This window comes from Zoogloea sp., assembly GCF_041914405.1.
GTDB lineage: Bacteria > Pseudomonadota > Gammaproteobacteria > Burkholderiales > Rhodocyclaceae > Zoogloea.
Map to the genome: position 1 here is coordinate 74887 of NZ_JAYSDK010000004.1, position 23355 is coordinate 98241.

General features: G+C 67.9%; 18 protein-coding genes. 14 read left to right on the top strand and 4 right to left on the bottom strand.

The annotated features are described in order from the left end of the window. Positions 1–9 precede the first annotated feature (9 nt). Entirely contained in the window at positions 10–1806 is a 1797-nt protein-coding gene (gene atzF / locus ACE3RX_RS03655) for an allophanate hydrolase (RefSeq protein ID WP_374480423.1), read from the top strand. Here atzF and ACE3RX_RS03660 read toward each other — a convergent pair. After that, complete coding sequence (locus ACE3RX_RS03660; RefSeq protein WP_374480425.1) at positions 1803–3332, bottom strand: sigma-54-dependent transcriptional regulator; 1530 nt, start codon at positions 3330–3332, stop codon at positions 1803–1805. The two genes, atzF and ACE3RX_RS03660, sit on opposite strands and share 4 nt — an antisense overlap. Positions 3333–3585: 253 nt before the next feature. Between ACE3RX_RS03660 and ACE3RX_RS03665 the strand changes: the two genes are divergently transcribed. The 5 genes from ACE3RX_RS03665 to ACE3RX_RS03685 all read left to right on the top strand — a co-directional run bounded on the left by ACE3RX_RS03665 (position 3586) and on the right by ACE3RX_RS03685 (position 8471). Further along, the gene (locus tag ACE3RX_RS03665; protein ID WP_374480427.1) at positions 3586–4839 is read left to right on the top strand and encodes a D-amino acid dehydrogenase; all 1254 of its coding nucleotides are present in this window, start codon (positions 3586–3588) and stop codon (positions 4837–4839) included. A 49-nt stretch (positions 4840–4888) separates the two neighbouring features. Further along, positions 4889–5263, top strand: a complete 375-nt coding sequence (locus ACE3RX_RS03670; protein WP_374480429.1) for a RidA family protein — start codon at positions 4889–4891, stop codon at positions 5261–5263. Positions 5264–5314: 51 nt separating this feature from the next. Continuing rightward, entirely contained in the window at positions 5315–6727 is a 1413-nt protein-coding gene (locus tag ACE3RX_RS03675; RefSeq protein WP_374480431.1) for an amino acid permease, read from the top strand. Between the two features lie 72 nt (positions 6728–6799). Beyond that, positions 6800–7912 (top strand): alanine racemase, encoded by a 1113-nt coding sequence (gene alr, locus ACE3RX_RS03680; RefSeq protein WP_374480433.1) that lies wholly within the window; start codon positions 6800–6802, stop codon positions 7910–7912. A 190-nt stretch (positions 7913–8102) separates the two neighbouring features. Further along, positions 8103–8471, top strand: a complete 369-nt coding sequence (locus ACE3RX_RS03685) for an MmcQ/YjbR family DNA-binding protein (RefSeq protein WP_374480435.1) — start codon at positions 8103–8105, stop codon at positions 8469–8471. Between the two features lie 26 nt (positions 8472–8497). Here ACE3RX_RS03685 and ACE3RX_RS03690 read toward each other — a convergent pair whose 3' ends face one another. Continuing rightward, positions 8498–10024 (bottom strand): diguanylate cyclase domain-containing protein, encoded by a 1527-nt coding sequence (locus ACE3RX_RS03690; RefSeq protein WP_374480437.1) that lies wholly within the window; start codon positions 10022–10024, stop codon positions 8498–8500. 480 nt (positions 10025–10504) lie between these two features. On the opposite strand from ACE3RX_RS03690, the gene nirB reads away from it, so the two are divergent. From nirB to ACE3RX_RS03730, 8 genes are all read left to right on the top strand, one after another. After that, the gene (nirB, locus tag ACE3RX_RS03695; protein WP_374480439.1) at positions 10505–13042 is read left to right on the top strand and encodes a nitrite reductase large subunit NirB; all 2538 of its coding nucleotides are present in this window, start codon (positions 10505–10507) and stop codon (positions 13040–13042) included. A gap of 11 nt (positions 13043–13053) precedes the next feature. Further along, on the top strand, positions 13054–13392 hold the full coding sequence (gene nirD / locus ACE3RX_RS03700) for a nitrite reductase small subunit NirD (RefSeq protein WP_374480441.1): 339 nt from the start codon (positions 13054–13056) through the stop codon (positions 13390–13392). 30 nt (positions 13393–13422) lie between these two features. After that, complete coding sequence (locus tag ACE3RX_RS03705) at positions 13423–14235, top strand: formate/nitrite transporter family protein (protein WP_374480443.1); 813 nt, start codon at positions 13423–13425, stop codon at positions 14233–14235. A 19-nt stretch (positions 14236–14254) separates the two neighbouring features. Then, on the top strand, positions 14255–15994 hold the full coding sequence (locus tag ACE3RX_RS03710; RefSeq protein ID WP_374480445.1) for a protein kinase: 1740 nt from the start codon (positions 14255–14257) through the stop codon (positions 15992–15994). Between the two features lie 107 nt (positions 15995–16101). Next, the gene (locus ACE3RX_RS03715) at positions 16102–17709 is read left to right on the top strand and encodes an ATP-binding protein (protein ID WP_374480447.1); all 1608 of its coding nucleotides are present in this window, start codon (positions 16102–16104) and stop codon (positions 17707–17709) included. Between the two features lie 32 nt (positions 17710–17741). After that, on the top strand, positions 17742–18380 hold the full coding sequence (locus ACE3RX_RS03720) for a L,D-transpeptidase (protein ID WP_374480449.1): 639 nt from the start codon (positions 17742–17744) through the stop codon (positions 18378–18380). 85 nt (positions 18381–18465) lie between these two features. Continuing rightward, positions 18466–19716 carry a nucleoside recognition domain-containing protein gene (locus ACE3RX_RS03725; RefSeq protein WP_374480450.1) on the top strand — a complete coding sequence of 417 codons (1251 nt, stop codon included), beginning with the start codon at positions 18466–18468 and terminating at the stop codon, positions 19714–19716. A 78-nt stretch (positions 19717–19794) separates the two neighbouring features. Then, on the top strand, positions 19795–20421 hold the full coding sequence (locus ACE3RX_RS03730) for a glutathione S-transferase family protein (protein ID WP_374480452.1): 627 nt from the start codon (positions 19795–19797) through the stop codon (positions 20419–20421). 19 nt (positions 20422–20440) lie between these two features. On the opposite strand, the gene ACE3RX_RS03735 is transcribed toward ACE3RX_RS03730, so the two are convergent. Both ACE3RX_RS03735 and ACE3RX_RS03740 read right to left on the bottom strand, forming a co-directional pair. Then, positions 20441–21040: a response regulator transcription factor gene (locus tag ACE3RX_RS03735; protein ID WP_374480454.1), complete on the bottom strand. Its 600-nt coding sequence runs from the start codon at positions 21038–21040 to the stop codon at positions 20441–20443. Next, a complete protein-coding gene (locus tag ACE3RX_RS03740) occupies positions 21037–23202 on the bottom strand; it encodes an ATP-binding protein (protein ID WP_374480456.1) in 2166 nt (721 codons plus the stop codon). The genes ACE3RX_RS03735 and ACE3RX_RS03740 overlap by 4 nt, the downstream gene beginning before the upstream one ends. Positions 23203–23355: the final 153 nt, after the last annotated feature.

Here is a 23355-nt window from a genome sequence, read left to right on the forward strand (position 1 = left end):
GAGATGACCATGCTGCCCAACAGCCTCGACCTCGCCACGCTGGCCGCCGCCTACCGCGCCGGCCTCAAGCCCAGCGCCCTGTTCGCCCACCTCCACGCCCAGGCCGCCGCCGACACCCACCACGCCTGGATCAGCCTGCTGCCGGAGGCCGAACTGCTGGCCCGCGCCCACGCGCTGGACGGGCAGGACCCGGCCAGCCTGCCGCTGTACGGCGTGCCCTTCGCGGTGAAGGACAACATCGACCTGGCCGGCCTGCCGACCACCGCCGGCTGCCCGGGCTTCGCCTACGCGCCGCAAGCCGACGCGGCAGTGGTGGCGCGCCTGATCGCCGCCGGCGCGATCCCCCTCGGCAAGACCAACCTGGACCAGTTCGCCACCGGCCTCAACGGCACCCGCAGCCCCTACGGCGCCTGCCGCAACGCCTTCCAGCCGGACTACATCTCCGGCGGCTCCAGCTCCGGCTCGGCGGTCGCCGTGGCGGCCGGCCAGGTGAGCTTTGCGCTGGGCACCGACACCGCCGGCTCCGGCCGCGTGCCGGCCGCCTTCAACAACCTGGTCGGTCTCAAGCCGAGCTGCGGCCTCCTGTCGTCCATGGGTGTCGTGCCGGCCTGCCGCAGCCTCGACACCGTTTCGATCTTCGCCCTGACCGCCGCCGACGCCGCCACGCTGTTCGGCATCGCCCGCGGCTTCGACGAGACCGATGCCTACAGCCGCCCGGCGGAAGGCCACGGCCGGCGCTTCCCGGCCGGCCAGCCCTTCCGCTTCGGCGTGCCGCGCGCCGACCAGCTGGCCTTCTTCGGCGACGCCCACAACGCCGGCCTGTTCGCTGCCGCCGCGGCCCGCTTGCAAGGCCTCGGCGGCACGCCGGTGGAACTGGACTTCGAGCCCTTCCTGGAAACCGCCCGCCTGCTGTACGGCGGCCCGTGGGTCGCCGAGCGCTACCACGCGATCCGGGACTTCATCGAGCGCCAGCCGGAATCCGTCTTCCCGGTCACGCGGGCGATCACCCTCAGCGGCGCCAAGCCCAGCGCGGTGGACGCCTTCGACGCCCACTACCGGCTGCGCGCCCTCAAGCGCCGCTGCGACGCCGCCTGGCACGAGGTGGACCTGATCCTCACCCCCACCGCCGGCTACCACCCGACCATTGCCGCCGTGGAGAGCGAGCCGATCCGCATCAACACGGAGTTGGGCCACTACACCAACTTCATGAACCTGCTGGACTACGCCGCCGTGGCCGTGCCCGCCGCCTTCCGGCCCGACGACCTGCCCTTTGGCGTGACCCTCTTCGCCCCCGCCCACCAGGACCTGCCGCTGCTCGAACTGGCGGCCCGCTGGCAGGCCGACACCGGCCTGCCCCTCGGCGCCACCGGCCAGCCGCTGCCGGAGCAGGCCTTCCCGGCCGTAGCCGGCGCCGACGGCATGGTGCAGGTCGCCGTGTGCGGCGCCCACCTGTCGGGCCTGCCCCTCAACGGGCAGCTCACCCAGCGCGGCGGCCGCCTGCTGCGCAGCGTGCGCTCCGCGCCGGAATACCGCTTCTACGCGCTGGCCGGCGGCCCGCCCCAGCGCCCCGGCATGGTCCGCGTGGCGGAAGGCGGCGCCCGCATCGAGATGGAAATCTGGGAACTCCCCGCCCGCCACTTCGGCAGCTTCGTCGCCGCCATCCCCGCCCCGCTGGGCATCGGCAAGGTGAAACTGGAAGACGGCAGCCAGGTCTGCGGCTTCATCTGCGAAAGCGGCGGCCTGGCGGGGGCGGAGGACATCACCGGGTACGGCGGGTGGAGGGCGTGGTTGGGGCGCAGGCCTTAATCGATGCCATAGCGCTTCAGCCGGTTGGCGATGGCGGAGTGGGAGGTACCAAGGCGCTTGGCCAAGCGGCGGCTCGACGGAAACTCGCGGTACAGGCGCTGCAGCAGGCTCTTCTCGAAGTCGGCAACGGCCTGTTCCAGGGTCGCAACCTCTCGCTCATCGCCGGCCTGCGCAGGCGCGGCGACCTGGGCAAGCTCCAGGTCTTCCACGTTGATGACGTTGCGCTCCGTCATCGTCACCGCCCGGAAGATCACGTTCTGCAACTGGCGTACGTTGCCCACCCACGGGTTGGACAGCATGGCGGCGCATGCGCCCTGGGACAGGCGCATCGGTGGGCGTGATGCCTGGGTGCAGGCGCGACCGAGGAAGGCGTGGGCGATCGGCAGGATGTCGCCGGGGCGCTCGCGCAGCGGCGGAACGTGCAGGTGGAGCACGTTCAGGCGGAACAGCAGATCCTGGCGGAAATGGCCGCTGCTCACCATGTCCTCGAGCTTGCGATGGGTGGCGCTGATGATGCGTACGTTCATCCTCACCTCACGATCGCCGCCGACCCGCCTGAAGCTGCCGTCGTTGAGGAAGCGCAGCAGCTTGGCCTGCAGATACGGTGACATCTCCCCGATTTCGTCGAGGAACACCGTGCCGCCATGCGCCAGCTCGAGCAGGCCGGGCTTGCCGCCGCGCAGGCCGCCGGTGAAGGCGCCCGCGGCGTAACCGAAGAGTTCGCTTTCGGCCAGGCTTTCCGGCAGGGCCGCACAGTTGAGGGCAAAGAAAGGCTGGCCGCTGCGGCTGCTGCCGGCGTGGCAGGCGTGAGCCAGCAGCTCCTTACCGGTGCCGGTTTCGCCGGTGATCAGCAGCGGCGCATCCACCGTGGCCATGCGGGCGGCGCGCTGCTTGAGCTGCTCCATGGCGGGCGAGCTGCCGAGGACGGCCTCGAAACCACCGGCATCGTAGTTCTGCAGGGCGCTCATGCGCTCGCCCATGCGGCTCGGGGCGTGCAGGGTCATCACAGCGCCGGCGACGCGGCCGCCCGCCTCGTGCAGCGGCATGGTTTCCAGCATGTAGGGCTCGCCGTTCATGACGACCTCGCACACCGGCAGGTGGTAGCCCCCATTGACCAGCTCGCGCAGCAGTTCGGGGTTGCCGATCAATTCCTGCATGGAGGTGCCGATCAGGCGTGTCTCGTCCAGGCTGCAGGCGCCGATTGCCGCCCCATTGGCGACCACGATGCAGCCTGCTTCATCGACCGCAAAGATCGGATCGGGCTGGGAGGCGAGCAGGGCGTCGAGGTAGAGACGCCGCTGGGCGCCCGGCAGCATCTGCACGGGCTCCACGCTGCGTACCCCTGCCACCCCCATCAACTGGGCGCGCAATTCGTCGAGGCAGGCCTGATCAACAGCGGGGGCCTCGATGAAGATATGCGGCGGATCCACCTCCACCGCCGTCACGTTGAAGCTGCGCCGGGCCAGCTCTGCCAGCACTTCCTGGGCGATCCCGACCCGGTCGGAAAAGAACACATCGATGCGCATGACGGAGCCCGTAATGAATTCGATACAGCGTATCGATAATGATACGGCCCATCCAAACCATTGAGTAATAAGGGTAATCAGCAGCAAAACCGGCCTGTGCCGCGCAATCCGTAACGATATCGATACGAAAATTTTTGAGAAACAACCGAGAAATTACGCAACCAATTGTTTTTAATGAATTTTCCTTGATGGCACGGTAATCGCTAAATGCCACTCATCCGAATGGCAACCCGTTTCATCAAGGAGAACTTCCATGCATGTCCTCGTCCTCGGCAGTGGCGTCATTGGGACCACCATCGCCTACTACCTGGCCAAGGCCGGGCACCAGGTCACGGTGGTGGACCGCCAGCCCGGACCGGCACTCGAGACCAGCTTTGCCAACGCCGGAGAGGTATCACCCGGCTATTCCGCACCGTGGGCAGGGCCAGGCGTTCCGGTCAAGGCGATCAAGTGGATGCTGATGCACCACAGCCCGCTGGTCATCAAGCCCATGCTCGACCCCACCATGTGGCGCTGGACCATGGCCATGCTGCGCAACTGCACGGAGGCGGCCTACCAGGTCAACAAGAGCCGGATGGTGCGCATCGCCGAGTACAGCCGCGACTGCCTGAAACAGCTGCGCGCCGACACCGGCATTGCCTACGACGAGCGCACCCAGGGCACGCTGCAGCTGTTCCGCACCCAGAAGCAGTTCGACGGCATCGGCAAGGACGTGGAGATCCTGCGCCAATCCGGCGTGCCCTTCCAGGTGCTCGACCGGGACGGCTACCTGGCCTACGAGCCCGCCCTGTCCCAAGTCAAGCACAAGTTCGTCGGCGCCCTGCGCCTGCCGGGGGACGAGACCGGCGACTGCTACAAGTTCACCCGCAACCTGGCCGGCATGGCCGAGTCGCTGGGCGTGACGTTCCGCTTCGGCACCACCATCACCGACATCGAACAGGATGGGCAGCGCATCACCGGCATCCACACCAGCGCCGGTACGCTGACGGCCGACCAGTATGTGCTCGCCCTCGGCAGCTACTCGACCCGGCTCCTCAAGCAGGTGGGCATCGACGTTCCGGTCTATCCGGTGAAGGGCTTCTCCATCACCGTGCCCATCACCGACCAGGCCATGGCGCCGGAGTCCACCATCATGGACGAGACCCACAAGGTTGCCGTCACCCGCCTGGGCGACCGGATCCGGGTCGGCGGCACCGCGCAGCTGTCGGGCTTTGATCTGGGCCTCGAAGCGGGACGACGCAAGACCCTGGAGTTCGTGGTGTCCGACCTCTTTCCCCACGGCGGCGACCTGTCCCGGGCCGAGTTCTGGACCGGCCTGCGTCCGATGACGCCGGACGGCACGCCCATCATCGGCAAGACCCGCTTCGACAACCTGACCCTCAGCACCGGCCACGGCACGCTGGGCTGGACGATGGCCGCCGGCACCGGCCGCGTGGTGGCGGACATGCTCAGCGGCCGCAAACCCGAGATCCCCGTGGCCGACCTCAGCGTCGCGCGCTACGCCTGATCCCACCCTGCACGACCCCACACCAATCCATAACAGAGGAGACACCACCATGCACGTCATCGCCACATCCGGAGCCCCCCAGGCCATCGGTCCCTACGCCCAGGCCATCGTTGTCGACGGCTGGCTGTTCAGTTCGGGGCAGATCCCGCTGACCGCCGCCGGCGAGCTGCTCGCCACCGATATCGAAGCCCAGACCGAGCAGGTGTTCGACAACCTCACCGCCGTGCTGGAAGCGGCCGGCGCGTCCCTCGCCCAGGTCGTCAAATGCACCGTCTTCGTCAAGGACCTGAATGACTTCGCACGTCTCAACGCCGTCTATGAGCGCCGCTTCGGCGCCCACAAGCCGGCCCGTTCAACGGTCGAAGTGGCGCGCCTGCCCCGCGACGTCCAGGTCGAGATCGAAGCCATCGCCCGCCTGGGCTGACGGCGCGTCCCATCGTCTGATCCGGCGGGGCCGGACTGAAAGGAATTTGTCATGACAGATGTCAAAACACTGCTTGCCGAGGAAGGGCGTCACGAGGCGAGGGATCTCCACCGTGGCCTGAAGGACCGGCACATCCAGATGATCGCCCTCGGCGGCGCCATCGGCGTCGGCCTGTTCCTGGGCGCCGGCCGGGCCATTGCCGTTGCCGGGCCGGGGCTGCTGCTGAGCTATGCCCTCGGCGGCCTGATCATCTTTTTCATCATGCGCGCGCTTGGCGAGCTCCTGCTCTACCGCCCGGTGGCCGGCTCCTTCGCCACCTACGCCGAAGAGTTCATCGGGCCCTTCGCCGGCTTCGCCACCGGCTGGTCCTACTGGTTCACCTGGGTGACCATCGGCATGGCCGAGATCACGGCCGTCGCCGTGTATATCCATTACTGGTTTCCCGAGGTCCCCCAGTGGATACCGGCGCTGGTCACCCTCGCCGTGCTGTACACGGTCAATCGCATCTCGGTGGCGCTGTTCGGCGAGCTGGAGTTCTGGTTCGCGCTGATCAAGGTCGTCACCATCGTCGCGATGATCCTGATCGGCCTGGCCATCATCTGTTTCGACCTCACGCCCCTCGGACCTACGGCCAGCTTCTCCAACCTGTGGAGCCACCAGGGCTTCATGCCCTTCGGCATCCTGGGCGTCGTGATGACGCTGCAGATCGTCATGTTCGCCTACCAGGGGGTCGAACTGATCGGCGTCACCGCCGGCGAGGCGCAAAACCCGGAGAAGGTCCTGCCGAGCGCCACCAACAGCATCATCTGGCGCATCCTGGCCTTCTACCTCGGCGCCCTCGTAGTCATGATGGCCTTGGTGCCATGGAGCGAGCTCAAGCCCGGCGTCAGTCCCTTCGTCTTCGTCTTCGAGCGCATCGGCATTCCCGGCGCGGCTGGGCTGATCAACTTCGTCGTCATCACCGCGGCGGCATCGTCCTGCAACAGCGGCATCTTCAGCACCGGCCGCATGCTCTACACCCTGGCCCAGTTCCGCCAGGCGCCGCGAGCCTTCGGCAAGGTGGACCGGCACCACCTGCCGGCCAACGCCATCACCTTCTCGGCGGCCCTGATGAGTATCGGCGTAGTGCTCAACTACATCGTGCCGGAGGAAGTCTTCGTCTGGGTGACCAGCATCTCCCTCATCGGCGCGTTGTGGACCTGGTCGGTCATCGTCATCGCCCACCTCGGCTACCGCAAGGCCGTGGCCGCCGGGCAAGCCAAGGCGGTGGCCTTCCGCATGTCGGGCGCCCCCTACATGAACTGGATCGTGGTCGCCTTCATGGTCGCCGTCGGCGCCCTCCTCGCCCTCGATCCCAGCACGCGGGTCGCCCTCTACGTGGCCCCCGCCTGGTTCGCCCTGCTCGGTATCGGCTATCGCCTGAGCAAGGCCGGAAGACCGCAGCTCGTAGCCACCAGCGCCTGATTCCCCCCGGCCCGGCCCCGGGCGGGGCCGTTCGACGCCACACACTCACGCCTCATCTCGAAGGACCCCGGCATGACCGACCAGCACCCCATCAGGGCAGGCGCCCTGCTCAGCATCGACCTCGACGCCCTCTGCGACAATTGGCGGAGCCTCAAAGCAAAGCTGGCAAGTGCGGAATGCGCCGCCGTGGTCAAGGCCGACGCCTATGGCCTGGGCGCCGAGCGCGTTGCCCCGGCGCTGTATCGCGCCGGCTGCCGCAACTTCTTCGTCGCCCACCTCAACGAAGGCATTGCGCTCCGCCCCGCCTTGCCCGCCGATGCATCCATTTACGTCCTGCACGGGCCCCACCCTGGCGACGAGCGCGAGTTCGTCCACCACCGGCTCGTTCCCGTCCTCAACAGCCTGCCGCAACTCGGCGCCTGGCAGGCCCTCGCCCGCGACCTGGATACCGTCCTGCCCGCCATCCTTCAGGTGGACACCGGCATGGCCCGCCTCGGCCTCGCCCCGGACGAATTCGACCGCCTGGTAAGCAGCCCGGCCTCGTTGCTGGGGCTCTCGCTGAAGTTCATCATCAGCCACCTGGCCAGCGCCGAAGACCAGGACAACCCGGCCAATCCCCTGCAGCTCGCACGCTTTCGCGAGGCCATGGCGCGCTTGCCCGGCGTCCCCGGCAGCCTCGCCAACTCCTCCGGGATCTTTCTCGGCGACGACTACCACTTCAACCTGGTCCGCCCGGGCGCCGCGCTCTACGGCGTTGCACCGGTGGCCGGACAGGCCAACCCGATGCGGCCCGTCATCCGCCTGCAGGGCAAGGTCCTGCAGACGCGTACCATCGCCGCCGGCACCGCGGTCGGCTATTCCCACACCTGGACCGCACCACGCCCCTCGCGCATCGCCACCGTGGCGGTCGGCTATGCCGACGGCTACCTGCGCAGCCTGAGCAACCGCGGCACACTCAGTTGCGATGGCATCCCGCTACCCCTCATCGGAAACATCTCCATGGACACCCTGATTGTCGACATCACCGACCTACCGGAAGGACGCATCACGGAAGGCGAACTGCTCGACCTCGCCGACCCGCTGAATGGCGTCGACGCCATTGCCGCCCGGGCCGGCACCATCGGCTACGAGATCCTGACCAGCTTGGGACGTCGCTATGCGCGTCGCTACCTCGGAGAGTTCTGACACACCCTGAACGCGCGCCCCTCCGGACAGTTCGGCCACGAGGGCCGAAGGGGCGGTCGCCCCGGTACGGAAGCCCAGTCGAACTGGTCTGGGGGTGACGTCGATAGGACTAAAATCGGGCCTCCAAGGACAGGCGTGGAAGATCCGCTACATCCAAGCGCCGATGCCTCACCCAAAGAGAGCGCTCCACATGTCGATGACGCCGAACCAGGTTGCCGAGTTCTGCCTGACCCTGCCGGGTACCCGTGAGTCTTTCAAATGGGGCAACAACCGGGTTTTTTCGATTGCGGACGAGAAGATGTTCGCCATGCTCAGCGCGCCGGCCAAGGGCGTGGCAGGGCTGGCCTTCAAGGTCGATGGCGATCTGTTCCTGGGGTACACCGACCGCCCCGGAATCCGGCCAGCGCCCTACCTGGCCCGTGCACGCTGGATCGCGATGGACCTGCCCTACCCCCTTGGCGAGGCGGAATTGAAGGCCGCGCTGACACGGGCCCACCAGTTGGTGGCGCTGCGCCTGCCCAAATACCAGCAGCCGGAATTTCTTGTTCCGGAAAGCTAAGCCCGACGCCGACGCCCGGCTTCGCTTCAAGCCTGCGCGAAGACCTGGACCCGGTTCCGGCCGGCGCGCTTGGCCTCGTACATGGCTTCATCGGCATGCTTGAGCAATTCGATGCTGCCGAGGCCGTGCTCGGGATAGAGGGCGATGCCGATGCTGGCGGAAATGTTTATGAGATGACGGTCGATCTCGAAGGGCCTGGCGAGGGCTGAGCAGAGTTTTTGCGCCACGGCCAGGGCATCGGGCGCGTCCGTGATGTTGCGCAGGAGCAGGATGAACTCGTCGCCGCCCACCCGCGCCACGGTATCGGATTCGCGCAGGCTGTGGCGCAGGCGGATGGCGACCTGCTGCAGCAAACAGTCGCCGATGCCATGCCCCAGGTTGTCGTTGATCTGCTTGAAGTCGTCCAGGTCCATGAAAATGACCGCCAGTTGCTGGCCATCGCGCTTCGCGTTCACCAACGCCTGCTCGAGGCGATCGGAAAACAGTGCGCGGTTGGGCAGATCGGTCAGCGGATCGTGTTGCGCCAGATGGCGGATGCGCCCCTCTGCCTCCCGGCTCTCGCAGAGGGCAAGGCGCAGGCGATGGTTGATGCGGTAGATGTACATTGCAATGGCGCTGACGCCCGCCAGTAGCGACAGGGCGATATACAGCGTCGTTGGATCATGCGGGGCAGCGGGCTCGTAAAGAAAACCATTCAGGGCGTAGTTGCCAGGCAGCAGCCCGAGATCGGCATAGGTGTTGGCGATGTGGCGCCAGCGCCCACGGTTCATGTAACCGACTTCAACCAGATCGGTACGCATCAGCGACGCCATGCGCTGGGCCTCAAAGAGATAGAAGTCGCGCGGATGCTGCGTGGAGTACTTGGCCAGGAGCAGATCGACGATTTCCTCCGGATGCTGCATTGCATACTGCCAGCCGCGCAGACTGGCCTCCCGGAAGGCACGCACGCGCTCCGGATGGGCCTTCAGTTCCTGCTCGGTGGTGAACAGGTTGTCGCCGTAGAAGTCGATACCGCCGGCCCGTGGCGTATAGACCTGATAGTCGAACTTGGCGCGGTCCAGGTAGTAAGGCTCGTTGCTGACGTAAGCGGAGATGGCGTCGACGCGGCCTTCGATCAGGTCTTCCGGATTGAAGCTGTGGGGCAACTGGACGAGGCGATCGAGCGTGATGCCTTCCTGCTTGAGATAGGCAAACAGCTCATCCGACTGCGGTTCGATCATGACGCGTTTGCCAACGATGTCATGGATGGCCTGGGTACCGCTGTCCTCGCGCGCAATCAGCACCAACGGGGAATGCTGGAATATCACCGCGAGCACGACCACCGGCTTGCCGGACTTGCGGGCCAGCAGCAGGCTGCTGGTTCCTACGCCGTACTGGGCCTGATCGGTCAGGACCGCCTGCAGCGGATCGACGCCCGGCGTGGCTTCACGCAACTGGACATCCAGGCCGGCCTCCCGGTAATAGCCCTTCTCAAGCGCCGCGTAATAGCCGGCAAACTGGAAGGCATGGCTCCACTTGAGCTGCAGGGAGACCTTTTCCAGAGCGTGGGCCATGCCGGCAGGCACCAGCAAGGCAGCGAAAAGCAGCGGCCACAGACAACGACGCAAAACATGACAATGCATTTGCAGAATTATGCGCTGCGCGCCGCCTCACCCCGGCAAATTTTGGTGTCAGATTAACCCTCAGGCCGCCCCGCTCCAAACCCGTGCCCCCTGCACCAGCCAAGTGCATCCCCCGGCGCTTTTCCGCCCCCAAGCCCCGCCCACCGCCCATTTTCCGCCCAATCCGGGGCTGGCCCACCTCTTGCTAAAGAGAAACCAGACCCCGGCTGGCAACGCTGCCGAAGGGGAATTTGCCTCCGCCAACGACGGCGGGATTCGAGTGAGCAGGATGCCCTTGGGCGCCGCTCGCCAGTTCCAACCCGAGTTTGAGCCGCGTTCTGCGGGGGCCCTTGATGCGCCGTGCCATTCACGTCCGTGAATCGCCGGTGATCCTGCGAGGCTTCCGGTGGAGCCGGACTCGCAGGATCGAATATGAAAATCATCGTTGTCGGCCACGGCATGGTGGGCCACAAGTTCCTCGAAGAACTTCACCAACTGGCATCCGTTCCCACTGAAGTCAGCGTGCTCTGCGAGGAGCCGCGCGCGGCTTACGACCGGGTGCATCTGTCCGAATTCTTCGCCGGCAAGAGCGCCGACGAACTGTCCCTGGTGGCGCCCGGCTTCTTCGAGGAGAGCGGCTTTGCGCTGCGCCTGAAGACCCGCGCCAGCGCCATCGACCGCCGCAAGAAGACGGTGACCACCGCCGACGGCGAGGTGCTGTCCTACGACAAGCTGGTGCTGGCCACCGGCTCCGTGCCCTTCGTGCCGCCGCTGCGCGGTGCCGACCGGGCCGACTGCTTCGTCTATCGCACCATCGAAGACCTGGAAGCGATGACCGAGGCCGGCAAGCGCTCGAAGAGCGGCGTGGTGGTCGGCGGCGGCCTGCTCGGCCTGGAATGCGCCAAGGCCCTGCGCGACCTGGGCCTGGAAACCCACGTGGTCGAGTTTGCGCCGCGCCTGATGGCGGTGCAGGTGGACGACGACGGCGGCCGCATCCTGCGCAACAAGATCGAGGAGCTGGGCGTGCATGTGCACACCAGCCGCCACACGACGGAGATCACCGACGGCGCCCGCGCCCGCCACCGCATGGTGTTCGACGACGGCACCTACCTCGAGACCGACATGATCGTGTTCTCCGCCGGCATCCGCCCGCGCGACGAGCTGGCCCGCCAGAACGCACTGGCCGTCGGCGCCCGCGGCGGCATCGCGGTGGACGACCACTGCCGCACGACCGATCCCGACGTGTACGCCATCGGCGAGTGCGCGGCGTGGAAGGACCAGCTGTTCGGCCTCGTCGCCCCCGGCTACGACATGGCCCGCGTGGCGGCCCGCCACATGACCGGCCAGAAGGATGCGGCCTTCGCCGGCGCCGACATGAGCACCAAGCTCAAGCTGATGGGCGTGGATGTGGCCAGCATCGGCGACGCGCAAGGGCGCACCCCCGGCTGCCGCAGCTTCCGCTACATGGACGAGGTGAAGCAGATCTACAAGAAGATCGTCACCAGCGCCGACGGCAAGCAGCTGATCGGCGCGGTGCTGGTCGGCAACGCCGACGAGTACGGCACGCTGCTGCAGATGGCCCTCAACGGCATCGCGCTACCGGCCGACCCGGAATTCCTGATCCTGCCGTCCAGCGACGGCAAGGCCAAGCCCGGCCTGGGCGTGGATGCGCTGCCCGACAGCGCCCAGATCTGTTCCTGCAACAACGTCAGCAAGGGCCAGATCTGCGCGGCGGTGGCCGACGGCGCCACCACCATCGGCGCGCTGAAGGCCTGCACCAAGGCCGGCGCCACCTGCGGCGGCTGCGTGCCGCTGGTGACGCAGGTGATGAAGGCCGAGATGAGCCGCCTGGGCATGGCGGTGAACAACCACCTCTGCGAGCACTTCTCCTACTCCCGCCAGGAGCTGTTCCACCTCATCAAGGTCGGCCAGATCAAGACCTTCGACGAGCTGCTGGCCAAGCACGGCCAGGGCCTCGGCTGCGACATCTGCAAGCCCGCCGCGGCGAGCATCTTCGCGTCGTGCTGGAACGAGTTCGTGCTGAAGAAGGAGCTGGCCGGCCTGCAGGACAGCAACGACTACTTCCTCGGCAACATCCAGAAGGACGGCACCTATTCCGTGGTGCCGCGCATGGCGGGCGGCGAAGTGACACCGGACGGCCTGATCGCCGTCGGCCAGGTGGCCAAGAAGTACGGCCTCTACACCAAGGTCACCGGCGGCCAGCGGGTCGACCTGTTCGGCGCCCGCGTCGAGCAGCTGCCGCTGATCTGGGAAGAGCTGATCGCCGCCGGCTTCGAATCCGGCCACGCCTACGGCAAGTCCCTGCGCACCGTGAAGAGCTGCGTCGGCAGCACCTGGTGCCGCTACGGCGTGGATGACAGCGTCGGCCTCGCGGTGGAGCTGGAGAACCGCTACAAAGGCCTGCGCGCACCGCACAAGATCAAGTTCGGCGTGTCCGGCTGCACGCGGGAATGCGCCGAGGCCCAGGGCAAGGACGTGGGCATCATCGCCACCGAGAAAGGCTGGAACCTCTACGTGTGCGGCAACGGCGGCATGAAGCCGCGCCACGCCGAGCTGCTCGCCGCGGACCTGACCAAGGCCCAGCTGGTGCAGCTGATCGACCGCTTCCTGATGTTCTACGTGCGCACCGCCGACCGCCTGCAGCGCACCAGCACCTGGCGCGACAACCTGGACGGTGGCCTGGACTACCTGAAGGACGTGGTGGTGAACGACAGCCTCGGCCTCGCCGCCGAGCTGGAAGCCCAGATGCAGCACGTGGTGGACACCTACCAGTGCGAGTGGAAGACCGCCGTCACCACCCCCGAGGTGCGCCAGCGCTTCCGTTCCTTCGTCAATAGCGACAAGGCCGACGAGCACATCGTCTTCGTGCAGGAGCGCGGCCAGATCCGCCCGGCCCGCGCCGACGAACGCCCCGCCGACGCGCTCGACGACACCGCCATTCCCGCCTGAGGAGACCCGCCATGAGCATCGCCCCCCTCGTCTGGACCACCATCTGCAAGGTGGATGAAATCCTGCCCAATACCGGCGTCTGCGCGCTGGTGGAGGACCGCCACGTGGCGGTCTTCCGTGTCGGCCAAGCCGACTTCTACGCCATCGACAACGTGGACCCGAAGTCCGGCGCCAGCGTGCTGTCGCGCGGCCTGCTGGGCAACCTCGGCGAGCACGTCGTGGTCGCCTCGCCGCTCTACAAGAACCACTTCGACCTGGCCACCGGCGCGTGCCTGGAGGCGCCCGAGCACTCCGTGCGCGCCCACTCGGTGCGCATCGACGACCAGCGCGTGCTGGTCGCCCTGGGCTGAGCCCCGCCCCGAATTCAGAAAGGAACTGAAATGGCTTATCTCGCTCCCGCCGAGTTCGTCACCAAGATGGTGGACGCCGGCGAATCCAAACTGCTGATGTCCACCCGCGACACCCTGATCCGCGCCTACATGGCCGGCGCGATCCTGGCTCTCGCCGCCGCCTTCGCGGTGACGGTGTCGGTCAACACCGCCAACCCGCTGATCGGCGCGCTGCTGTTCCCGGTCGGCTTCTGCATGCTCTACCTGATGGGCTTCGACCTGCTGACCGGCGTGTTCACGCTGGCCCCGCTGGCCGTGCTCGACAAGCGCGCCGGCGCCACCTGGAGCGGCGTGATGCGCAACTGGGGCCTGGTCTTCGCCGGCAACTTCGCCGGCGCGCTGACGGTGGCGGTCTTCATGGCGATCATCTTCACCAACGGCTTCTCCGAGCCCGCCAACGCCATCGGCCAGAAGATCGGTCACATCGGCGAAGGCCGCACCGTCGGCTACGCTGCCCACGGCGCGGCGGGCATGCTGACGCTGTTCGTGCGCGCGGTAATGTGCAACTGGATGGTGTCCACCGGCGTGGTCGCCGCGATGATGTCCACCAGCGTGTCCGGCAAGGTCATCGCCATGTGGATGCCGATCCTGGTGTTCTTCTACATGGGCTTCGAGCACAGCGTGGTGAACATGTACCTGTTCCCGTCGGGCCTGATGCTGGGTGGCAACTTCACCTTCATGGACTACCTGATCTGGAACGAGATCCCCACCGTGCTCGGCAACGTGGTCGGCGGCCTGACCTTCGTCGGCGCCACGCTCTACTCCACCCACTACAAGACCGCCCCCAAGCGCAGCGCCGCCTGACCGGCACGGACGGCTGCCCATGTCGGCAACCCTGCGCGTGAGTCTCGGCCAGGCCTCCCTGGCCGGGGCCCACGACACCAACCAGGACTTCCACGGCGCCGTGCTGCCCAAGGGCAGCCAGCTCGCTGGCAAGGGCATCGCGCTGGCGATAGCGGACGGCATCAGCTCCAGCCGGGTCAGCCAGGTGGCGAGCCAGACCGCCGTCCGCGCCTTCCTCGAAGACTATTACGCCACCTCCGAAGCCTGGTCGGTGCGCCGGGCCGCCGAGCGGGTGCTCAGTGCGGCCAATTCCTGGCTGCATTCCCAGACCATCGCCAGCGACGCCCGCTTCGAGAAGGATCGGGGCTATGTGTGCACCTTCAGCGCGCTGATTCTCAAGGGGCGCGACCTGCATCTGTTCCACGTCGGTGATTCGCGCATTTTCCGCGTGCACGCCCAGGCCCTCGAACAGCTCACCGAAGACCACCGGGTCCGGCTGTCGTCCGTCGAGTCCTACCTGGGCCGTGCGCTGGGCATCGGCCCGAACATCGAAATCGATTACCGCAGCTGGGAGGCGGAGGCCGGCGAGCTCTACCTGCTCGCCACCGACGGCGCCTATGCCCAGCTCGACGCGGCCACGGTGCACAACGCGCTGCGTCACCACCCGCAGGACCTGGACGCCGCCGCGGCATGGCTGGTGGAGCAGGCCCGCCTGCGCGGCAGCAGCGACGACGCCACGCTGCAGCTGCTGCGCATCGACGCGCTGCCCGACGCCGGCGCGCCGCGTGCCGACCTGCGCCGCGACGGGCTGGCGCTGCCGCCGCCACTGGCGCCACGGATGGCCTTTGAAGGCTTCACCATCGTGCGGGAGCTGCAGGTCAGCGCCCGCAGCCACGTCTTCCTCGCCGTCGATGACGCCAGCGGCGCGGCGGTGGTGCTCAAGGCGCCATCCGTCGACCGGCGCGAGGACGCCGCCTACCTGGACAGCTTCGTGCTGGAGGAATGGGTCGCCCGCCGCGTGGACAGCCCCCACGTCATCAAGGCCTGGGCCGGCGAGCGGCCGCGCAGCCACCTCTACGTGGCGATGGAGTACATCGACGGCCAGACCCTCGCCCAGTGGATGGTGGACCACCCACAGCCGGCGCTCGACAGCGTGCGCGCCATCGTCACGCAGCTGGGCCAGGGCCTGCAGGCCCTGCACCGGCGCGAGATGGTGCATCAGGACCTGCGCCCCGAGAACGTGATGATCGACTCGCAAGGCACGGTCAAGCTCATCGACCTGGCCACCGTCCACGTCGCCGGCCTGGCCGAGGACCAGCCCGACCGCCACGCCGACGCCGCCCCCGGCACGCTGCAATACCTGGCGCCGGAATGCCTGCTCGGCCACCCCGGCAGCCCGCGCACCGAGCTCTACGCCCTCGCCGCGCTCACCTACCGCATGCTCAGCGGCCAGCTGCCCTATGGCCTCGACGCGGCCCGCGTGCGCAACCCGCAGGACCTGCGCCGGCTGCGCTACGTGCCGCTGCGCCACCACCGCCCCGATCTGCCGGCGTGGGTGGACGCGGTGCTGGGCAAGGCGCTGCAAGTCACGCCGGGCAAGCGCCAGGAAGTCGTCTCCGAGTTCGTCCACGACCTGCACGCCCCCGGCCAGCAGTTCCGCAACCCGCGGACGCCGCCGCTGATCGAACGCAATCCGGTGCGCTTCTGGCAAGGCAGCACCGTGTTGCTGGCCATCGTGGTGATCGTGCTGGTGCTGCGCCAGGCATTGACCGGGCACTGAACGGCGCTTCCGGCGGTCAGGCGGGCCGCCTTGATGATATGTCTCAAGGAAGCACAAGCCTGGCTTGCTATAAATTAGGCTTCATCCGATCCACGCCCGCCCGCGCCATGCCTGCCAGCAGCCCGCTTCCCCCACCGGAAAATCCGGCCCACCCCGCCAGCCGCGTCCCCAGCAGCATCCGGAACCGCGGCTGGTGGCTGCTCCTGCTCGCCGCGTGGTTCGCCGCCACGGCCCTGTCGCTGTACTCCCACGGAGAGCAGATCAGGCAGCAGACCACGGCGGTGGCGATCGAGGGCGCCCGCAACATGTTCCGCTCGGTGCTGCTCGCCCGGAACTGGAACGCCAGCCACGGCGGCGTCTATGTGCCGGTCACGCCGCAGACCCAGCCCAACCCCTACCTCCACGTGCCCAACCGGGACGTGATCACCAGCGACGGGCAGCAGCTGACCCTGGTCAACCCCGCCTACATGACCCGCCTGATTGGCGAGACGGCGGAATCCTCATCGGGCGCGGTGTTCCGCCTCACCAGCCTCAAGCCGCTGCGCCCCGGCAACGCCCCCGACCCGTGGGAGGCCGAGGCCCTGCGGGCCTTCGAGGGCGGTGCGCGGGAGTACATCGGCAATGCCAAGGGGCCGGACGGCAACATGCTGCGCTTCATGGCACCGCTAAAGGTCGAGCCGAGCTGTCTTCAGTGCCACGGCGACCAGGGCTACAAGGTCGGCGACGTGCGCGGCGGCCTCAGCGTATCGCAGCGGCAACAACCCATCGAGGACGCCGTCGCCGCCGGCATCCGCGATTCGCTGCTCACGCATAGCGCGGTGTTCCTGTTCGGCACCGCCGTCGGCTGGCTGCTACTGGAGCAGCTGCGGCGCCGCTGGCTGGAACTCGACGACAAGGTACGGGAACTGCAGGCCACCCAGGGTCAGCTGCTGCAGTCCGAGAAGATGGCCGCCATCGGCCAGCTGGCGGCCGGCGTGGCCCATGAAATCAACAACCCGGTCAGCTTCGTCAGCTCCAACATGGGTACGCTGAAGCGCTACAGCGAGAGTGTCATCGACCTGCTTGAACGCAGCCGGCGTGGCGAGGCCATCCAGGCCGACTACGACGCGATCGACTTCGACTACCTGAAGACCGACATCGTCGACCTGATCCACGAATCCAGCGACGGCCTGGCCCGCGTGAAGAAGATCGTCGCCGACCTGAAGGACTTCTCCCACGTGGACCGGGCCGAATGGCAGGACGCGGACCTCAACGCCGGCATCGACAGCACGCTGAACGTCGTCGCCCATGAGCTGAAATACCGCGCCGACGTGGTGCGGGACTTCGGCACGCTGCCACCGGTGCCGTGCATCGCCGCGCAGATCAACCAGGTGGTGATGAACCTGGTCGTCAACGCCGCCCAGGCCATCGAGAACCACGGCACGATCACGATCCGCACCCGCAGCGACGAGGACCACGCACGCATCGAGATCAGCGACACCGGCAAGGGCATGCCGCCGGACGTGCTGAAACGGATCTTCGAGCCCTTCTACACCACCAAGCCCGTCGGCAAAGGCACTGGCCTCGGGCTGTCCCTGTCCTACGACATCATCAAGAAGCACGGCGGAAGCATCGAGGTGTCCAGCGAGGTCGGCGCTGGCAGCACCTTCGTCGTGAGCTTGCCGCTCAGGAACCCGCACGTGCAGGGCGATGCAGGCGGGACGATGCAGCCATGATCCCCGCGGGCCCCACACAGTTAGTGTTGTGCTTGTCGCCCAATTGGGACGCGCCGGCCGGTCACCTGCAGCGCTTTGAGCGGCAGGCCGGCGAAGACTGGCAACCCGTGGGCTCACCGATCGCCGTGACGCTCGGGCGCAACGGCATGGCCTGGGGGCGCGGCCTGCATCCACCGATGGACGGCCCGGGCAAATGCGAAGGCGATGGCCGGGCGCCGGCCGGGGTGTTCGCGATAACGGGGCTGTTCGGCTACGCGGCGGCGGGCGACGGGTGGACGACGGGCCTGCGCCTGCCTTACTTCGCGGCGCGCCCCGGACTCAAATGCGTCGACGATCCGGCCTCGGCCCATTACAACTGCCTCGTCGATCAAGCCGCGGTGGCAGCCGACTGGGCCTCCTGCGAGGACATGCTGCGCCAGGACCGGCGCTATGAGGCTGGCGCCGTCGTCGCCCACAACACCGCGCCACCGCTGCCGGACGCGGGCTCGTGCATCTTCCTGCATGTGTGGGAAACACCGGACACACCGACAGCGGGCTGCACCGCGATGAGCCTCGCCGACATGCAGGCCCTTGCCACCTGGCTGGACGGCGAGCGCCAGCCGCTGCTGGTGCAACTCCCCGACGCAGCGTTCGCGCAGTACCAGCACGCCTGGGGTCTGCCCCGGCGGTGACAGGCGCCGGCACCGCCGATAGACTGCCGGCATTTCAACCCTTCCCCGCCCGCGCCCCGCGAGGCGCCGGGCCGCTCCCGTCATCGTGCTCAACCGGATCTGGGTCGCGTTTGTCCTCGTCGGTTTCGTCGCGGCCCTGGTCCAGACCGTCCAGGGCGATCTCGACATCTTCTCGCGCCTGCTGACCGGCCTGTTCGACACCGCCAAGAGCGGCTTCGAGATCGCCCTCGGTCTCGCCGGCGTCATGAGCCTGTGGCTAGGCGTGATGAAGATCGGCGAGAAAGGCGGCCTGATCCAGCTCTTCGGGCGGCTCGTCGCGCCCTTCTTCCGCCGCGTCTTTCCGGACATTCCGCCGGGCCATCCGGCCAGCGGCAGCATCGTCATGAATTTCAGCGCCAACCTGCTCGGGCTGGACAATGCCGCCACGCCGCTGGGCCTGAAGGCGATGCAGGAGCTGCAGGAGATCAACCCGCGCAAGGACACCGCCAGCAACCCGATGATCATGTTCCTGGTGCTCAACACGGCGGGCATCACGCTGATCCCTACGTCGGTGATCGCGATCCGCCAGAGCATGGCCGTACAGCAGGGGCTCACCCATTTCAACGCGGCGGACATTTTCCTGCCGACGCTGCTGAGCACCTTCATCTCCTTCTGCGCCGGCCTGGTCGCGGTGGCCGCCTGGCAGCGCATCAACCTGCTGTCCGCCCCGATGCTGGCCTTCTTCGCCGGCTTCGGCCTGCTGATGGGCGCGCTCTACGCATGGCTCGCGCCGCTGCCGCCGACCGAGATGGCCCAGATGATCGGCCTGCTCGGCAGCGGCATCATCGTCTCGCTGATCGTGCTGTTCGTCGGCGTCGCCGCGTGGCGCGGCGTGGACGTCTATGAATCCTTCGTGGAAGGCGCCAAGGAAGGCTTCGGCGTCGCGGTGCAGATCATCCCCTACCTGATCGCCATGCTGGTGGCGATCTCGATCTTCCGCACCAGCGGCTGCATGGGTTACCTGATCGACGGCATCCGCCACGTGGTGGTGGCCCTCGGCATCAACGCCGACTTCGTGCCAGCGCTACCGGTCGGCCTGATGAAGACCCTCAGCGGCAGCGGCGCCCGCGGGCTGATGGTGGACGTGATGACGACCTACGGCGTCGACTCCTTCCAGGGCCGCCTCGCCGCCATCATCCAGGGCTCCACCGAAACCACCTTCTACGTGCTGGCGGTCTATTTCGGCAGCGTCAACATCACCCGCACCCGCTACGCCGTCGCCTGCGGCCTGATCGCCGATTTCGTGGGGCTGATCGGGGCGATCATCGTGGGCTACCTGTTCTACCACGGCGGGTGAGCGTGCCGGGCTTGTCGGTTGCCAAGCCCAGGAAAACCATTCAGCATTTCCCCTCCCCCATCAAGCCGAGGAACTGCGATGAGCCACGCCGCTTCGATCACCCTCTACGGAACCCCGCCGTCGGGCCATGCCCACCGGGTTGAGGTTTTCCTGACCCTGCTGGGCCTGCCCTATACCTATGTGACGGCAACGGCCGACGTGCGCAAGACGCCGGAGTTCCTGGCACTGAACCCGCTGGGGCAGATCCCGGTGCTGGTGGATGGCGACGCGGTGATCTGCGACAGCACCGCGATCCTCATTTACCTGGCGGAGAAATACGCGCCGGACAGCCCGTGGCTGCCGCGCGATCCGCTGACCCGCGCCGAGGTGCAGCGCTGGCTGTCGATCGCCTCCGCCGAGGTCCGCTTCGGCCCGGCCATCGCGCGAGCCATCAGCCAGTGGCAGCTGCCCGGCGATCTGGCCGCCGCCAAGGCCATCGCCGCGCGCCTGTTCGGTTTCATGGAAAGCCACCTGGCGGAACGCCGCTTCCTCGCCGCGGATCACCCGACGCTGGCCGATCTGGCTTGCCACGCCTACATCGCCCACGCGCCGGAGGGCGGCATCAGCCTCGCCCCCTACCCGAACATCCAGGCCTGGCTGGCGCGGGTCGCGGCGATTCCCGGCTTCAAGGACATGGACCCGCTGCCGCTGCCCGCGGGCGGCTGATCCGCGGCGCTTCCGCCGCTCAGGCCAGCCACGGATGGGACGCCAGCCAGCGTCCCAGCTCGTTGTCGTTGGCCACCTGCAGCTTGGCGAAGAGGTTGGCGCGGTGGGTTTCCACCGAGCGCGGGCTGCACGGCGGCACCAGCAGGCGGGCGATCTCCTTGTTGGGCTGGCCGACACCGACCAGGCGGGCGACCTCCCGCTCCCGCGGGGTCAGCTCGGCCCACAGGCGCAGCGCGGTGCTGCGGGCCCGCGCCTCGGCCATCGCGGCGGGCAGTTTCTGCAGCAGCTGCTGGGTGTCGGGCTTGACGACCCAGTCGTAGGCGCCGTTGCGCATCGCCTCCAGCGCGGTGGGAATATCCCCGTGGCCGGACAGGAACAGCGTCACCAGCGGGCTGTGGCCGAGGCGCAGGCGCTCCAGCACTTCCAGGCCGCTGATGCCGCCCATGCGCAGGTCGAGGATCACGCAGCCGGGCTGGCGCATGTCCACCGCGTTCAGGAAGGCCTCGCCGGACTCAAACGCCTGCACCGCCAGCCCCTGGGAGAACAGCAGCATCAGCAGCGAGCGGCGCAGGGCCTCGTCGTCGTCCACCACGTAGAGGGTCAGCGGCGTGTCTTTCATGGGTTTGTCGGCAAGGTGAAGGTGAAGGCGGCCCCGCCGCCGGGACGGTTGGCCACCGCCAGATGGCCGCCGTGGGCCTCGACGATGGTGCGGCAGATGTTGAGGCCCAGCCCCAGGCCATCGGACTTGGTGCTGAAGAACGCCGAAAAGACCTGCTCCAGCTGCTCGGCGGGGATGCCCGGGCCGTTGTCGGCCACCGTCACCTCGACGGCCGGCCCGGCCTGGCGGGCGGTCAACTCGATGCGACGCCGCGCCGGCGGCGTGTCGTGCATGGCCTGCACGGCGTTCTGGACGAGGTTGACCAGCACCTGTTCCAGCAGCACGCGGTCGCCGCGTACCGGCGGCAAGCCGTCCGCCAGCACGCTGCGGACCGCCACGTGGCCGCGCTGCAGCTCGGGCTGCAGCAGTGCCAGCGAGTGGGCGATCACGCCGTCGATGGCCAAGCCCTCGTAGCTCCCCCGCTGGGGATTGATGAAGGCGCGTACGCGCTTGACGATCTCGCTGGCCCGCGTGGCCTGCTCGACGATCTCGTCGAGGGCCGTGACCAGCATGTCCTGTGGGCAATGACCGATCATCGCGCGGGCGGCGACAGCGAAGTTCGACAGCGCCATCAGCGGCTGGTTGAGTTCATGGGCCAGCGTGGACGCCATCTCGCCGACGCTGGCGAGGCGCGCGCTGCGCTGCAGCTGGCGCTCCTGCTCGCGCTGGCGGGCCTCGGCCTGCTTCTGGGCGGTGATGTCCACCACCGAACTCATCCAGCCCTGGTGCTCGCCCTCGGCATCGATCAGCGGCGCGGTATAGACCATGGTGATCACATCGTGGCCGTCCCGGTGGCGGATGCGCGACTCGAAGCCATGGGGCGCGGCGCGGCCCTGCAGCGCGTCGTCGCTTTCGCGCATGTGCTTGTCGAGGTCGTCCGGGTGCCAGTAGGGGTAAGGCGGCATGCAGCCGAGCAGCTCCTCTTGGCTGTAGCCGACCATCTCGCACAGGGCCGGGTTCACGTAGATGATGCGGCCTTGCGGGTCGCGGGCGCGCATGCCGATCAGCAGGGAATCCTCCATCGCCTTGCGGAAGGCGTGGGCTTCCTGCAGGTCGTGGGTGCGTTCCTGCACGCGGCGTTCGAGTTCGAGGCGGGCCTGGCGTTGCTCCGCATAGCGCTTCTCGCGCAGGCGCCAGTACAGCACGCCGAGCAGCAGCAGCGCAGCGGCCAGCGTGGCGATGACCAGCGCCTCCTGGCGGGCCTGGCGGACCTCCACCAGATCGCTGGTAACGGTCAGCGTCCAGCCCAGCTCCGGCAACGTCGTCTGCACCGCGAGATAGTCCTTGCGGCGGTTCTGCAGGCTGGCCTGCAAGGTGAAGCCGTCCCCGTCGCCATTGCGCTCGAGCTGCCACGGCAGGCGCTCGTAACGCTCCCGCGCACCGTACTGACCATGCTGGCGCAGCCAGTCCAGGTCGGCACGTTCAAGCGGCCGGTCGCTGTGGTACAGCCATTCCGGCACCGAGCTCAGGAAGACGATACCGCGGCTGTCCTGCAGCACCACCGGATCGACGCTGCGCGACCAGGTCTGCTCCAGCCGCTCCAGCCCCAGCTTGACCACCGCCACGCCGACGATGGCCGCCCCGCTGCGCACCGGCTCGGCGATGAACAAGCCGGGCTGGCCGGTGGTCAGGCCGAGGCCGTAGAACAGCCCGCGCCGCCCCTGCAGCGCGTCCTCGAAATACGGCCGCTGGCGGTAGGACTGGCCGACGAAGCTGGTCGGCGTGCCCCAGTTGCTGGCCGCCAGCGTCTGCCCCTGGGCATCGACGACGAACAACGCGGCGGCGCCGGTGCGCTGCTGCAGGTCGGCCAGATAGCGATTGACCCGGTCCGGCAGCGCCGCATCGGCCGGGTGGAGCAGCAGGCCCAGCACGTCCGGATGGCGCGCCGCCACGTAGGGCAGGTAGTCGTGCTTCTCGACGATGCCGCGCAGGCCCAGCGCATGCGCCGCGGCGGCCTGGCGCAGGGTGGCGGCCTTGAGCTGGAACTCGCGGTTCTCCGCCCAGCGCCCGACCGCGACGATCAGCAGCAGCGCGGCCAGGGCGGCGAGGCCCCAGCGCCAGTGGCGCAGGAAGGAAAAACGGGCGGTCGGCGTCATCGCGGCAGCGGCATTCGGGAGCGTCAACGATAGCGCGTCTGCCGCCCACAACGGGGCAGACAGACGCGCTCTGCGTAGTTTTACGGAGGGACCGGGGGTGAATGCTGCGGATGTGCCCGCCCCGCCGCCTGCGGATACTCGCTCCATAACGCGAACCTCCATCCGGGGGCAGACGCGGTT